The organism is Methylobacterium sp. BE186 (assembly GCF_031457035.1).
Taxonomy (GTDB): Bacteria; Pseudomonadota; Alphaproteobacteria; order Rhizobiales; family Beijerinckiaceae; genus Methylobacterium; species Methylobacterium segetis.
The window spans coordinates 425888-440748 of record NZ_JAVDVV010000001.1; the positions used below are offsets into that span (position 1 = coordinate 425888).

A 14861-nucleotide genomic window follows, 5' to 3' on the forward strand; every position below is an offset into this window, starting at 1 on the left:
AAGGGTGCGGAAGTGCACCGTTTCATCCTTCGTTTACCCTGAAAGTTTACCAATTCGGGGTCGGTTGCAGCAGGCAGGCCAGTGCCGTGGCCGCTGCGCCGACGCGGGGGATTTCCAGTGATGACCTTCGAGGCGGTCGACCGCGGCCGGCCGCACGCGCGCGCGCATGCGGCGATGGTTGCGGCTGCAATCGGTATCGGGTTCGGCGTGTCCGGCTGCATCGTGAAGCCGCAGCCGCTCGGCCCGGCCGAACTCAGCGCCTATGCCGACGACAAGCTCGCACGGGTCGGGCAGGGACAGCCCCTGCCGGGGCCGCGGATCGACCTGTACGAAGCCTTCGCGCGGGCGCTGAAATACAATCTCGATCAGCGTGTCGAGATCATGCAGACCGCCGTGCGGGTGCGCGAGCTCACCTTCGCCCATTACCAGATGCTGCCGGGCTTCGTCGCCAACAGCGCCTATGCCGGGCGCGACACCTACGCGGCGAGTTCCAGCATCTCGGCGATCACCGGCCGCCAGTCCCTCGAGCCCTCCTACAGCCAGGACAAGCAATACGCCTTCGGCGACCTGTCCCTGAGCTGGAACATCCTCGATTTCGGCCTCTCCTACGTGCGCGCCCAGCAGGCCGCGGACGGCGTGCTGATCGCCGAGGAGACGCGGCGGCGCGTCGTCAGCCGCATCATCGAGGACGTTCGCACCGCCTATTGGCGGGCGCTCACCAGCGAGCGGCTCGCGACGCGTCTGCGGGCGCTGGAGAGCCGGGCGCAGGCCGCGATCGGCAATGCCCGCAAGCTCTACGCGGAGCGCCAGACCTCGCCGGTGACGGCCCTGACCTACGAGCGCGAGCTGATCGAGATCAAGCGCGAGGTGCAGCGCGTCGAGGCGGACCTGCAGGTCGCCCGCAGCCAGCTCGCCGCGCTCATGAACCTGCCGCCGGACCTCCCGTTCCAGCTCGCCGAGATGGAGGCGGTGGACGAGGGGCTGAAGCTCGGCCTGCCGGAGAACGAGCTGATCCGCGTCGCCCTCCAGAACCGGTCGGAGCTGCGCGAGGTCGCCTACCGCCAGCGCATCAACGGCCGCGAGGCCGAGGCCGCGCTCCTCGAACTCCTGCCCGGCTTCAACGTCTTCGTCGGCGGCAACGCCGACACGAACCGGCTCCTCTACAACGCGAACTGGGTCGGCTGGGGCGCGCGGGCGAGCTGGAACCTGATGCGGGTGTTCCAGTATCCGGAGCGCAAGGCGCTCGTCGGCGCGCAGGACCAGCTCCTCGACAAGCGGGCGCTCGCCGTGACCATGGCGGTGATGACGCAGGTCCATGTGAGCCGCATCCGGCACGCGCTGGCGCTCAAGGAATACGGAACGGCCTCCGAGTTCCGGCGGGTGCAGCGCCGCCTCGTCGGCCAGTTGCGCGCCTCGGCCGCCGCCGACTCGATCAGCGAGCAGACCCTGATCCGCGAGGAGATGAACACGCTCGTCGCCGAGGTGAAGTACGACCTCGCCCACGCCGCCGTGCAGAACGCCCGCGCCAACGTCTACGCCTCGCTCGGCCTCGACACTTTCCCGCTGGCGGCGATCGACGGGAACGACCTGCCCGGCCTCAAGCGGGCCGTGCAGGGAAGCTGGCTCGGCGTCGGCGAGGTGCTGCCGCGCCCGGTCGTGGCGCTGCCCCCGCCGCCGGCACCCGCGCCGCTCGAATTGCGTCGCTGAGCGGGGCAGGCGGCCCCGTTCAGGCGGCCTGCAACTGAAGCGCGTGCAGCGCGAGGCCGAGCCTGCGCGAATCCGCGCCGCCGCGGTCGATCCGGCAGCCGGGCAGCGCGAAGGCGAGGTCGAGCTGGCCGAACGCGATCAGGCCCGGCGTCAGGTAGGTCGGGATCGCGCAGGCGAGGGTTCCGTCCCGCTCGAGGCGGCCCGAATGGAGGAAGGCCCCGTTGCCGAAGAGCAGCACCGGCTGATGGTCGCTGCCGTCCCCCAGATAGGGGGAGGCGTGGATCACGAGCCGTGATCCGCTCGGAACGTGCCCGAGGCCGAGATGCAGCCAGGCTTCCGGCCCGTCCGACCAGACCTGACCGGGCTCGGGGGCGGACCAACCCGTCCCGATCGCGCGGAGGCCGGCTTCCCCGGCTCCGAACCGGATCGCCTGCCCCGTTCGCAGAGGGATCGTCATGGCAGCGGGCTCCCCTGCGGCGTTCCGTGCGCCGTGATCAGCGCGATCGACATCTCAGCGAACTCAGTATTTTCTCGCGCCGCATCGCATAAAGTGTCCAATTGATGCCGAAAGCTTCCGGCGAGCACTATTTTTGAGTTAAACGAGTAAAAGCAGCAGATTGGAATTTGTTTACAGTGCCAAGATTGATCGATATGAAAGGGCGCGGCTCAGATTGAGAAGTGGCAATTTCATTGCGGGATTGGAAACGACAAGTCAAATATTGGATACCCGATGCGCCGGGACCATCAGTCAACTTCGGGGATCATATTTCTGAGCTTCTGGTCGAGGGCGTGCTGGAATATCCGCTCTGGCAGGCGTCCACGTACCGGGTGATCGGGAGTTGTATCGCGAGCTGGCTCGCGCGGGATGATCTGGACGGCCTGACGGAGGAGCCGGACGCGACGGTGGCGTTCTGGGGATGCGGCCTGCGCGACGAGCAGCCGCTCGACGCCGACATCGCGGCCCGATGCCGCTTCTACGGCGTGCGAGGTCCGCTGAGCCGCGACGTGCTCGGGCTGCCGCCGGACACCGTCCTCGGAGACACGGCGCTGCTCCTGCCCCTCGTCCACGAGGCGAGCCGGGACAGCCACACGGCGGGCCAGACGGTCTGCGTTCCCCACATCAACGATTCGGCCCGGTCCGAGGCCGAGGTTGCCGCGATGTCGGGCGCCGACACCGTGCTGGTCCCGCGCATAACCCCGGGCGTGGCGTCGCTCCGGGCGACCATCGACGCGATCGCCTCCGCCAGCTTCGTCCTCTGCGGCTCGCTGCACGCGGCGATCGTCGCGCACGCCTACGACGTGCCCTTCGCCTTCTGGGACAGCGGCCACCTCGACATTCCCTTCAAGTGGCGCGACTTCGCGGGCTCGATCGGCATCCCGACCGTGTTCGTCGGCTCCGTCGAGGAGGGTCGCAGCGCCTACGAGGCCTTGATCGCGCCGCGCCGGAAGCGGCTGCCCCTGACCCCGATCCTCGCCGTCTCACCCTTCCGGATTCGCATGACAATCCTGCGAAAGGCCCTCACCTATGACGGTATCGCCCATGACGGCATCGCCGAAAGTGACGTCACCCGAGAGGACATCGCCGGACCCGGCTTCGCTCCTGAGGGAACCGGCCGGGCCTGGACCGATCCGGGGGAAGAGCGTGCCGGTGCAGGGCTCGAACCCCTCCTGGACCGCGAGCGCAGGCTCGCCGCCCGCGTCGAGCAACTCGTCACCGAGCGGGATGCGGTGCAGGCGGCGCTCACGCTGCTGCGCGCGAATCACGAGGTTCTCCTGGGCCGCGCCGATGCGATGGGCCGCCAGTCCGAGCGAGACGCCGCGGCGCTCGGCGAGTTGCGTCAGCTCAGCCTGAGCCTGACCGAATCCGCCGAGCATCGCGCGCACCTCCACGGGGAGATCGGACGCCTCGTGGGCGAGGTCGCGGGGCTGCGCGCGGAACGCGCCGTCCTCGAGGCCGTGCCGCTGGCGCATGCCGAGCGCGAGCGATCGGAACGGGAGGCGGCCGACCTCAGGGTGGCACTCGCCGCGGCGGAGCGGGAGCGGGCCGCCGCCGAGCTCGCTGCGGAGCAGGAGCGCGCCGCCGCGGCCGGCCTCGCGGCGGAGAGGTGCGCGCTGACGCGGGCACTCGCCGAGGCCGAGGAGACGGTCGCGCAAGCCCGCGCCCGGGAGGCGGAGCAGGAGGAGGCCCTTCTGCACCTGCAACAGCAGCGCCGCGACCTCGGCGCCAAGGTCCAAGAGGTCAGCCTCGCCCATGCCGCCGCGGCGGCCGCGTTCGGGCGCCGCGTCCGCCTCCTGCACCAGCGCGGTGCCGCTCTCTCCGAACTCGTCGCCGCCGGTCCTCGCGTCGAGGCCGGCCTGGAACGGGACGCCCTGCTGGGCACCGGGAGCGTTCGGACGAGGCGCCCCGCACCGCCGCGCCGCCGGCTTCGCGACATCCGCGCGGCACTCCTCGCGTGGCCGTTGTTCTCCCCTGGCTGGTACGGGCGCACCTACGCCGATGCCGCCGGCCTCGGGGACGCGGCCGCCCTCGATCACTTCCTCGCCGTCGGCCTCGCCGAGGAGCGCGACCCGCACCCCCTCTTCAGCTCCGCCTGGCTCCGGCGCAGGGGACAGGTGCCCGAGGGCGAAGCCCCTCTCATCGCCTTCCTCGATGGCTCCGCCGAGGGCGATCCGCACCCGCTGTTCGACACCGACTACTACCGCGCGGTGAACGGCGACGTGGCCGCGGCCGGTCTGCCGCCCTTGCGGCACTACCTGCAGCACGGTGCCGCCGAGCGGCGTCGCACGCACCCGGCCTTCGATCCGGCCTGGTACGCCCGCCAGCGCGGGCCGGCCGCCGACGATTGCCCCGACCTGCTCGTCGATTACCTGGGCACGCCCGACGCCTTCGGCCTGCAGCCGCATCCGCTCTTCGACGGGCAGCGCTACCTCGCCCAGGTGCCGGGGCTCGCGCAGGCCGGCATCAACCCGCTCCTGCACTACCTCGCGCGTGGCGAGGCGGAGGGGCGCAGTCCGCATCCGCTCTTCCACCCGGCCTACTATCTGCGCCGCAACCCCGACGTCGCCGCGGCCGGCCTGAGCCCTCTGAGCCACTTCCTGCGCTTCGGCGGTGCCGAGCACCGGCAGACGCATCCCCTGTTCGACGCGTGGCACTACGTGCGCTGCAACCGGGACGCCGCCGGCGCGGCCGAGAATCCCCTCCTGCATTACGTCCTCGAGGGGGCGGCGGAGGGCCGGTCCCCGAGCGACCGCCTCTCCGAACGCGCCCTCGCCGAGGCGTTGCCCGATCTCGACCGGGGCCGCCGGAACCCCCTCGTCGCACTCCTCGACGGCGACGGGCTGCGGCTCGACGTGCCGATCATGCCCGCCGGCCAGAACCGGCCCCCGGCGGAGATGTCGATCCCGGACAGGCCGGCGCCGCGGGACCGGAATGCCGTCTACTGGCTGCCCGATATCCTGCGCGAGCACGTCGAGGCCCGCTACGGCGCGAGCGCGGTCGAGTGCCTCCACGGCCTGATGCGGATCATCGATCTCTACGCGGAGGACCCGAACACCTTCGCCCGCTCAAGGGACCGGGACGACCTGTCGGCGCGCATCGCGGCCGCCGCGGCCGCTCTGCCTCCCCTCGATGCCGCGATCGACGTCACGATCGTCGTGCCCGTTCATAACGCGCTCCTCTACACGATGACCTGCGTCGCGTGCGTGCTGGAGCAGGCTGGCCGGCGCAACTTCGAGATCCTGATCGGCGACGACGCCTCGACGGACGCGACGCCCGAGGTGTTCGCAGGACTGGGCGGCCGGGTCCGGCTCGTCCGCCGGGAGGAGAATGTCGGCTTCCTGCGCACGTGCAACGCGGTGGCGGCCGAGGCGCGCGGGCACCACCTCGTGTTCCTCAACAACGACACCCTGCCGCTGCCCGGCTGGCTTGACGCCCTCGTCGCGCTCGCGGAGCGGGACCCGCGGGCCGGTATCGTCGGCGCGAAGCTGCTGAACGGCGACGGCACGCTGCAGGAGGCCGGCGGCATCCTCTGGAGGGATGCCTCGGCCTGGAACTTCGGTCGCGGCAGCCACCCCAACGGCCCGGCCTACAACTACGTCAAGGAGGTCGATTACTGCTCTGGCGCCGCCCTCCTCCTGCCCCGGCGGGTCTGGGACGAGATGGGCGGCTTCGACCCTCTGTTCGCACCGGCCTATTGCGAGGATTCCGACCTCGCCTTCCGCGTGCGCGCGGCCGGATATCGCGCCCTCTACCAACCCGTCGCGGAGGTGATCCACCACGAGGGCCGCAGCCACGGGCGGGACGAGGGGCAGGGCCCGAAGGCGTATCAGCTCGTCAACCGCGAGAAGCTGCTGGCCCGCTGGGCGCGCACGCTGGAGACCGAGCATCTGCCGAACGCGACCGACATCTTCCTGGCGCGGGACCGCTCGCGGGGGCGGCCCCATCTCCTCGTCGTCGACCATTACGTGCCGCAATGGGACCGCGATGCCGGCTCGCGGACCATGATCCACTTCCTGCGGGCCTTCGTGGATTGGGGCTTCCACGTCGTGTTCTGGCCAGACAACCTGCACCAGGACCCGATCTACGCCCGCCCGCTCCAGGAGATGGGCATCGAGGTCGTCTACGGGCCGGATTACGTCGGCCGCTTCGACCAGTGGATCTCCGAGCACGCTCGCTGGATCGGATGCGTCCTGCTCAGCCGGCCGCACATCGCCATCCACTACGTGGATGCCGTGAAGCGGCATCCCGGCCTGCAGATCCTCTATTACGGGCACGACCTGCACTGGCGCCGGCTGATGCTCGAGCACGAGCTCGGCGGGAGCGAAGAGGTGCTGCGCCTGTCCGAGCATTTCCGCACCCTCGAGGCGCGTCTGGCGGATCTCAGCGACGTGGTGATGTACCCGCAGGAGGAGGAGCGGGCGCTCGTCGCGGAGCAGTGCGGGCCGGGCAAGGCCGTCATCGCCGTGCCGGCCTGGGTGCTCGGGAGGGAGGAGATCGAGGCCGCACGGGACGCGGCCTCGACGATCCCCGGGCGCGACCCGCGCCGCCTGCTCTTCGTCGGGGGCTTCACGCACGCGCCGAATGTCGACGGCATCCTCTGGTTCGCGCGGGAAGTCCTGCCTCTCCTGCGCAGCCGGGGCCGCGACATCCGCCTCACGATCGTCGGCTCGAACCCGCCGCCAGAAGTGTCCGCCCTGACCGGCGCCGATACCGAGGTGACGGGACCGATCAGCGACGCGGAGCTCGCCGCCCACTACGCGGACGCCGCCGTCGCCATCGTTCCCCTCCGGTTCGGCGGAGGGGTGAAGGGGAAGGTCATCGAGGCCTTCGCGAAGGGCGTGCCGGTGGTGTCGACCCCGGTCGGCCTGCAGGGCATCCCGTCCCGCGAACAGCTCGCCCTCTGCGCCGAGACGCCCGAGGACTTCGCCGATTGCGTCGCGCGGGCGGCGGACGACCGCGCGGGCGCGCTCGAGCGGGCCGAGGCCGCGATCGGCTTCGTCGAGCGGGAGTACACGGCGGCCAAGCTCCTCCGGCAGCTCGGCCCGGTGATGCGGGGTCTGTCTGCGCCGTGACGATACCGATCGGGAGGAGGGGCCGCGACGCCGGCGTGGGGACGCGCGGGGCCTGCCCATGACGCAGAGGGCGATCCGCAGCCGGGCGCCGCTCCGCCTGGGCCTTGCCGGAGGCGGGACGGACCTGTCCCCCTTCTGCGACGCGTATGGCGGCGTGGTGCTGAACTGCACCATCGACCGCTACGCCTACGCCTTCATCGCGCCGCGTGACGACGGGCGAACCGTGTTTCGGGCCCGCGACATCGGCCGGGAGGAGGAGCACCGCGCGGGCGCGATTCTGGACACCGACGACGGTTTGAGGCTGCACCGCTGCACCTACAACCACTTCCTCGGCGGCCTCGCCGCGCGCGGCGTCGAGGTCGGACGGGGACTGACGCTGACGACGGTGGTCGACGCGCCGCCCGGCTCGGGACTCGGCTCGTCCTCGGCGCTGGTGGTGGCGATCTGCGAAGCCTTCCGGGTCTATGGCGGCGAGCCGCTCGGCCTCTACGACCTCGCCCGTCTCGCCGTCGAGATCGAGCGGGTTCGGCTGCGCCTCGACGGCGGCCGGCAGGATCACTACGCCGCGGCCTTCGGCGGCATGAACTTCATCGAGTTCTTCGGCGACGGGCGGGCGATCGTGAATCCGCTGCGCGTCGATCGGTCGATCCTGAACGAGTTCGAGGCCTCGCTCGTCCTCTGCTTCACCGGCACCTCGCGGGATTCCGAGCGCATCATCCGCGAGCAGACCGCCAACATGCGCCGGCACGATGTGCGGGCGCTCGACGCGCTGTTCGCGCTGAAATCGGCCGCGATCGACATGAAGCAGGCGGTGCTGTCGGGGGAGATCGGCCGGATCGCCGAGATCCTCGCGGAATCCTGGGCTTCGAAGAAGAGGACCGCCGGCGCCGTCTCCAGCGGCGCCCTCGACGCCCTGTTCGAGGCGGGCCTCGCCGCCGGCGCGCGCGCCGGCAAGATCTCGGGCGCGGGCGGCGGCGGATTCATGATGTTCCTCGTCGCGCCGGAGGACCGGCGCCAGCTGATCGAGGGCCTGAACCGGGCGGGCGGTCAGGCCTCGCCCGTCCACCTGACCTCCAAGGGAGTGGAGACATGGCTTCAGCCCCGCGCGAGCTGACCGGGAGCCTGCCCGCCTCGGGGCCGCGGCGGCAGGCGATGGACGCCCATCTCGCAGCCTCCGTGCGCGTGATGCAGGAGGCGGCCAGCTCCCACGCCTTCCTCGACAGCCTCGCCGCGACGGCCGACCTGATGGTCGCCTGCCTGCGCGGCGGCGGCAAGCTGATGTTCGCGGGCAACGGCGGCAGTGCCGCCGACGCGCAGCACATCGCCGGCGAGTTCGTCTCCCGCCTCAACCTCGACCGGGCTCCCCTCGCCGCCCTGGCCCTCACCGTCGACACCTCGGTTCTGACCGCGATCGGCAACGATTACGGCTTCGAGCGGGTCTTCGAGCGTCAGGTCCGCGGCCTCGGTCGCCCCGGCGACATGCTCGTCGGCATCTCGACCTCGGGACGCTCGCCGAACGTCCTGCGCGCCGTCGAGGCGGCCAACGCGGGCGGCATCCGCACGGTCGCCTTCTGCGGGGAGGGCGAGACGGAGCTCGGGCGGCTGTGCGCGATCACCGTCGCGGCGCCATCCCGCTCGACCCCGCTGATCCAGCAGGTCCACATCGCCGCCGCGCACGTGATCTGCGGCCTCGTCGAGCAGGCGATGTTCGGGTCGCCTGCGTGAGCGCCGACGCCGTCCCGCGCGGGGACGGGCTCGTCCAGGCCGTCATCCTGTGCGGCGGCTCCGGAACGCGGCTCGGCGCGCTGACGAGGGAGACGCCCAAGCCCCTCCTCCCGGTCGGAGGCGCGCCCTTCCTGCACCATCTCGCGGCCGAGCTGCGGCGCTTCGGGGTGAGGCGCCTCCTGCTGCTGGCGAGCTTCCGCTCCGAGGCGGTCGAGCGCTTCGCCGCCGAGACGCGGGCCGGCCTCGGCCTCGCCGTCGAGGTCGCGGTCGAGCCGGCCCGGGCGGGCACCGGCGGCGCGCTCTGGCACGCCCGGCAACGGCTCGATCCGAGCTTCCTCCTCCTCAACGGGGATAGCTGGTTCGACCTCGACCTCCTCGCATTCCTGGCCTGGGGCCGGGCGCGGCCCTGGGCGGACGTCGTGCTCGCCCTGCGCGAGGTGGAGGATGCCTCGCGCTACGGGACCGTGCTCCGCGAGGGCGACCAGGTGACCGCCTTCGCGGCGCGACCGGAACGATCGGGCCCCGGCTTCGTCAACGGCGGCGTCTCCCTGGTGCGCCGCTCCGCCGTGGAGGGGATCGGGCCGGCGGCCTCGCTGGAGGAGACCGTGCTGCCCTGCCTCGTCGCCGAGGGCCGCGTCGCCGCGAAGCCCTATGGCGGGTTCTTCATCGATATCGGCGTGCCGGCCGCCTACGCGCAGGCCCAGAGTGCCGTGCCCGACGCCCGATGCCGGGGCGCGGCCTTCCTCGACCGCGACGGCGTCCTCAACGAGGATCTCGGCCATGTCGGAAGCTGGGACCGCTTCCGCTGGCGCCCGGGCGCGATCGAGGCCGTCGGGCGCCTGAACGACGCGGGCTTCTACGTCTTCGTGGTCACGAACCAGGCCGGGATCGCCCGCGGCTTCTACGGCGAGGAGGAGGTTCGGGGCCTGCACCGGCGCATGGCGGAGGATCTCGCGGCCGCCGGCGCCCATATCGATGATATGCGCTACTGCCCGCACCATCCCGACGGAACGGTGCCGCGCTACGCCGCGGCCTGCGACTGGCGCAAGCCCGCCCCCGGCATGATCCTGGACCTGTGCCGGCACTGGCCGGTCGACCGGGCGCGCAGCTTCCTGATCGGAGATCGGGAGAGCGACCTGGCGGCGGCGCGCGCCGCGGGGATCACGGCCTTCCGGTGCGAGCCCGCCGAGCCGCTCGACCGCCTCGTCGGCCGGATCCTGAGGCGCTGATCCGGCCGTAGGCCGGTCCGCGCGGGGCGGGGGCCTCCCGGAGCCTGCGCCCGCCGGGGCGTGGAACCCAGCGTTCCGGCTCCCAGGGCGCCGTGTTGCCGTGGGCGAGGCTTTGCATTACGCGATCTTCGCGGACCAGGCTGGCGCAGGCGGCCGGAAGCTTGGACCTCATGTTCGAGGCCGGCCGCGTTCGGCGGTGAGCCGAGCGAGAGCGCAGAGAAGCACATCGTGGCGTCCGACCCTGTTCCGCCCCCGACCCTGCCCAAGGTCAAGACCGGCATCGCGGGCTTCGACGCGATCACCTTCGGCGGCCTGCCGGCCGGGCGGCCGTCGCTGATCTGCGGGTCGGCCGGCTGCGGCAAGACCCTGTTCGCGACGACCTTCCTCGTGAACGGCGCGACGCAGTTCGACGAGCCCGGCGTCTTCATGAGCTTCGAGGAGCGGGCGGAGGATCTCGCCTCGAACGTGGCCTCCCTCGGCTACGGCCTCGACCGTCTGGTGGCGGAGGGCAGGCTCGCCATCGACCACGTGCGCGTGGAGCGCAGCGAGATCGAGGAGACCGGCGAGTACGACCTCGACGGCCTGTTCATCCGCCTCGGCTACGCGGTCGACACGGTGAAGGCCAAGCGCGTCGTGCTCGACACGATCGAGACCCTGTTCTCCGGCTTCACGGATCCCTCGATCCTGCGCGCGGAACTCCGCCGCCTGTTCGGCTGGATCAAGGAGCGCGGCCTCACCGCGATCATCACGGGCGAGCGGGGCGAGGGCCAGCTCACCCGGCAGGGGCTTGAGGAATACGTCTCGGACTGCGTCGTGCTGCTCGACAACCGCGTCGAGGACCAGATCACGACGCGTCGCCTCCGGGTCGTGAAGTACCGGGGCTCGGCCCACGGGACCAACGAGTACCCGTTCCTGATCGACGCCGAGGGCATCAGCGTCCTGCCGGTGACCTCGGCCGACCTCGACTACGCGGCGCCCGCCGGCATCGTCTCCACCGGCATCGAGGGGCTCGACCGGATGCTGGAGCCCGGCGGCTTCTACCGCGGGTCGAGCATCCTGATCTCGGGCGAGTCCGGGACGGGCAAGACCATGATCAGTTCCAGCATGATCGACGCGGCCTGCCGGCGGGGCGAGCGCTGCCTGGCCTTCGTCTTCGAGGAGAGCGGCGACCAGATCTGCCGGAACGCGCGCTCGATCGGCCTCGACCTGAGGCGGCACGTCGAGGCCGGGCTCCTGCGCTTCGAGGCGGCGCGGCCGAGCCTGTTCGGCCTCGAGATGCACTTGGCGCGCATGCATCGCGACCTCGACCGCTTCGAGCCGAGCCTCGTCGTGGTCGATCCGCTCTCGGCGCTGCGCGGCCCGGCGACCGAGATGCAGGCCACGATCCTGCGCATGGTGGACCTTCTGAAGAGCCGCGGCATCACGGCCGTGTTCACGAGCCTGCGCATCGACGGCGCCGTCGACCTCACCGACGATTTCGGCGTGTCCTCGCTGATGGATGCCTGGGTCAAGCTCCTCAATGTCGAGGCCAACGGCGAGCGGTCCCGCACGCTCTACGTCATCAAGGCGCGGGGCATGAGCCACTCGCATCAGGTGCGCGAGTTCCTGATGTCGGACGAGGGCATCGCGCTCGTCGAGGCCTATATCGGGCCGGCCGGCGTGCTCACGGGCACCGCCCGCGCCGTCCAAGAGGCCGAGGAACGGGCATCCACCCTCCGGCGCCAGCAGGAGAGCGAGCGGCGCCAGCGCGAGGTGGCCCGGCGGCGCCACTCCATCGAGCGCCAGATCGCCGAGCTTCACGCCAGCCTCGAGGCGACCGAGGAGGAGGAGCGCCTGCTGCTCGGGGAGACCGAGGCGCGCGAGACCACGATCGAGAGCGAGCGTCGCGCGATCGCGAAGCGGCGGAGTGCGGCACGATGAGCGGCGGGACACAGGATCCGGGGGAACCGGCGACCGAGGCGGACCTCGACCCCGGTCATTACCACCTGCGCCTCTACGTCGCCGGGCAGACATCGAAGTCGCTTTCCGCGATGGCGAACCTGAAGCGCTTCTGCGAGGAGCATCTGGCGGGCCGCTACGACATCGAGGTCGTCGACCTGTTGAAGAACCCCCAGCTCGCCGCGGGCGACCAGATCCTGGCGATCCCGACCCTGGTGCGCCGCCTGCCCTCGCCCCTCAAGCGCATCATCGGCGACCTGTCGAACACCGAGAAGGTGCTGGTGGGCCTCGACATCCGCCCGAAGGCCGACGGGCCTTGAGCGCGGGCGGCACGCCTGGGGATGGGGGGAACCGCTATCTCCTGCGCCTGTTCATCGCCGGCACCTCGCCGCGCTCCCGGCGCACCATCGAGACGGTGCGCCGCGTCTGCGATGCCCATATCGACGGCCCCTACGACCTCGAGATCGTCGACATCTACCAGCAGCAGGCGCTCGCGGAAGCCGACCGCGTGCTCGCGGCACCGACCCTGGTGAGGCTTCGCCCCGAACCGGCGCGCCGGATCGCGGGCGACCTCTCGGACGAGCGCCGCATCCTGCAGGGGCTCGGCCTGACCTCTCCGGCGGCGAAGGGTGCCGATGACAGCTGACGTTCCGACGCCGCCGTCCGACCTCACGCCCGCCCAGTACCGGGCCCGCATCGGCGAGCTGGAGGCGCGCCTGGAGGAGAGCGAGGACACCCTCGCGGCGATCCGCCGGGGCGATTTCGACGCGGTGGTCGTCGAGGGGTCGAACGGGGAGCGTCTGGTCTACACCCTGGAGAATGCCGACCGGCCCTACCGGGTGCTGATCGAGCAGATCCAGGAGGGAGCACTCACCCTGAGCCCCGACGCGACGGTGCTGTACTGCAACCGGCGCCTCGCCGCGATCCTCGGCGTGGCCCAGGAGAAGCTGATCGGGCGATCACTCGGCCTGTTCGTCCAGCCCGGCCAGGAGACGGTCCTGGCGGGACTGCTCGAGGGGGCGCTGCGCGCGCCCGTGCGCGGCGAGATCGCCCTGCGCGACGACGGTGGCGCGCCGCGCCCGGTCTACCTCTCGCTCAGCCGACTGGAGCGCGACGGAGAGGAGCCGCTCCTCTGCGGGGTCCTCACCGATCTCGCCGAGGAGCGCGGCCGCCTGCACGAGCTCGCCGAGGCGAATGCCCGGCTGACGGCCGAGATCGCCGAGCGGGAGCGGATCGAGGAGGCGCTGCGGCAATCGCAGAAGCTCGAAGCGGTGGGCCAGCTGACGGGCGGCGTCGCGCACGACTTCAACAACCTGCTCACGGTCATCAAGTCGTCGACCGACCTTCTCAAGCGGCGGGATCTCGCCGAGGAGCGGCGCAGCCGCTACGTGCTCGCGATCTCCGACACCGTCGACCGCGCGGCGAAGCTGACGGGGCAGCTCCTCGCCTTCGCCCGGCGGCAGGCCCTCAAGCCGGAGACCTTCGATGCCTGCGTGAGCGTCGCGGCGATCGGCGACATGGTGGGGACGCTGACCGGAGCGCGGGTACACGTCGTGACGAGGCTTCCGGACCGGGCCTGCTGCGTTCACGTCGATCCGAGCCAGTTCGACACCGCCCTCGTCAACATCGCCGTCAACGCCCGCGACGCGATGGACGGCGCGGGCGAGCTGACGATCTCAGTGCAGGCGACGGAGGGCATCCCCGCGTCCCGGGGCCAGCCGGCGGTGCCGGGCTCCTACGTCGCCGTCGCCGTGAGCGACACCGGCACCGGCATCCCGGCCGCGATCCTCGACCGGATCTTCGAGCCGTTCTTCACGACCAAAGGGGTCGGACAGGGGACGGGCCTCGGGCTCAGCCAGGTCTTCGGCTTCGCCAAGCAATCCGGCGGCGAGGTGCTGGTGCTGAGCGAGGTCGGCCGGGGCACGACCTTCACGCTCTACCTCCCGCGGGCCGAGATGCCGGCCGACGCGCCGTCGCCCGCCGCCGACCGGGACGACGTCCCGATCGACGGCCACGGCACCTGCGTCCTCGTCGTCGAGGACAATCCGGAGGTCGGCCGCTTCGCGACCCAGACCCTGGAGGAGCTCGGCTACTCGACCGTGTGGGTGCGCGACGCCGGGGCGGCTTTGTCGGAGCTGGAGCGGATTCCCTTCCGCTTCGACGTCGTGTTCTCCGACGTGGTGATGCCGGGGCGCGACGGGGTCGACCTCGCCAACGAGATCCGGCGGCGACGTCCTGCCCTGCCGATCGTGCTGACGAGCGGCTACAGCCACGTGCTGGCCAGGGAGGGCACGCACGGCTTCGAGCTGCTGCACAAGCCCTACTCGGTCGAGCAGCTCTCCCACGTCCTGAGCCGCGTCGTCCTTGCGGGACGTCGCGGCCGGACCTGACCCAGCCGCGACGGGGCGGAACGGCGAGGACGGCGCCCTCTCCCGGGCGGCCTCACCGGTTTCCGATGCCGGGACCGCCGGCCGTGCCGCCGGTGCCGGGCGGCCCGCTTGTGGGCGTGCCCCCGATGTTCACGCCGGGGGTGGAGCCGGGCACGGACGCGCCGCTCGGATTGCCCACCCCGTTCGGCGCCGGGGCAGGCGGGGAATCCTGGCGGGGATCCGATCTCGTCCCGGCGGCCCTGCCGCCGCTTCCGCGCGGGCCTTCGAGCGTTCCCTGCGCCAGGGCAGGCCCCGCGACGGA

10 protein-coding genes are annotated in these 14861 nt (G+C 71.6%); 9 read left to right on the plus strand and 1 reads right to left on the minus strand.

The window, feature by feature from the left end:
* Positions 1 to 120: 120 nt before the first annotated feature.
* A complete protein-coding gene (locus tag J2X36_RS02000; RefSeq protein ID WP_310345465.1) occupies positions 121 to 1707 on the plus strand; it encodes a TolC family protein in 1587 nt (528 codons plus the stop codon).
* Between the two features lie 19 nt (positions 1708 to 1726).
* Here the strand turns inward: J2X36_RS02000 and J2X36_RS02005 are convergent, their stop codons facing one another.
* On the minus strand, positions 1727 to 2164 hold the full coding sequence (locus J2X36_RS02005) for a hypothetical protein (protein ID WP_310345468.1): 438 nt from the start codon (positions 2162 to 2164) through the stop codon (positions 1727 to 1729).
* 332 nt (positions 2165 to 2496) lie between these two features.
* Between J2X36_RS02005 and J2X36_RS02010 the strand changes: the two genes are divergently transcribed.
* The 8 genes from J2X36_RS02010 (at position 2497) to J2X36_RS02045 (ending at position 14560) form a co-directional block, all read left to right on the plus strand.
* Positions 2497 to 7278, plus strand: a complete 4782-nt coding sequence (locus tag J2X36_RS02010; protein ID WP_310345471.1) for a glycosyltransferase — start codon at positions 2497 to 2499, stop codon at positions 7276 to 7278.
* A gap of 58 nt (positions 7279 to 7336) precedes the next feature.
* Positions 7337 to 8392 (plus strand): hypothetical protein, encoded by a 1056-nt coding sequence (locus J2X36_RS02015; protein ID WP_310345474.1) that lies wholly within the window; start codon positions 7337 to 7339, stop codon positions 8390 to 8392.
* Positions 8368 to 9003, plus strand: coding sequence for a D-sedoheptulose 7-phosphate isomerase (locus tag J2X36_RS02020; protein WP_310345477.1), 636 nt, complete (start codon positions 8368 to 8370; stop codon positions 9001 to 9003). The genes J2X36_RS02015 and J2X36_RS02020 overlap by 25 nt, the downstream gene beginning before the upstream one ends.
* The gene (locus tag J2X36_RS02025; protein WP_310345479.1) at positions 9000 to 10232 is read left to right on the plus strand and encodes an HAD-IIIA family hydrolase; all 1233 of its coding nucleotides are present in this window, start codon (positions 9000 to 9002) and stop codon (positions 10230 to 10232) included. The genes J2X36_RS02020 and J2X36_RS02025 overlap by 4 nt, the downstream gene beginning before the upstream one ends.
* Before the next feature lie 228 nt (positions 10233 to 10460).
* Positions 10461 to 12152: a circadian clock protein KaiC gene (kaiC, locus tag J2X36_RS02030; RefSeq protein WP_310345482.1), complete on the plus strand. Its 1692-nt coding sequence runs from the start codon at positions 10461 to 10463 to the stop codon at positions 12150 to 12152.
* Entirely contained in the window at positions 12149 to 12490 is a 342-nt protein-coding gene (locus J2X36_RS02035; protein WP_310345485.1) for a circadian clock KaiB family protein, read from the plus strand. The genes kaiC and J2X36_RS02035 overlap by 4 nt, the downstream gene beginning before the upstream one ends.
* Positions 12487 to 12816 (plus strand): circadian clock KaiB family protein, encoded by a 330-nt coding sequence (locus tag J2X36_RS02040; RefSeq protein WP_245516636.1) that lies wholly within the window; start codon positions 12487 to 12489, stop codon positions 12814 to 12816. The genes J2X36_RS02035 and J2X36_RS02040 overlap by 4 nt, the downstream gene beginning before the upstream one ends.
* Positions 12806 to 14560: an ATP-binding protein gene (locus J2X36_RS02045; protein WP_132255286.1), complete on the plus strand. Its 1755-nt coding sequence runs from the start codon at positions 12806 to 12808 to the stop codon at positions 14558 to 14560. The genes J2X36_RS02040 and J2X36_RS02045 overlap by 11 nt, the downstream gene beginning before the upstream one ends.
* Positions 14561 to 14861 lie beyond the last annotated feature (301 nt).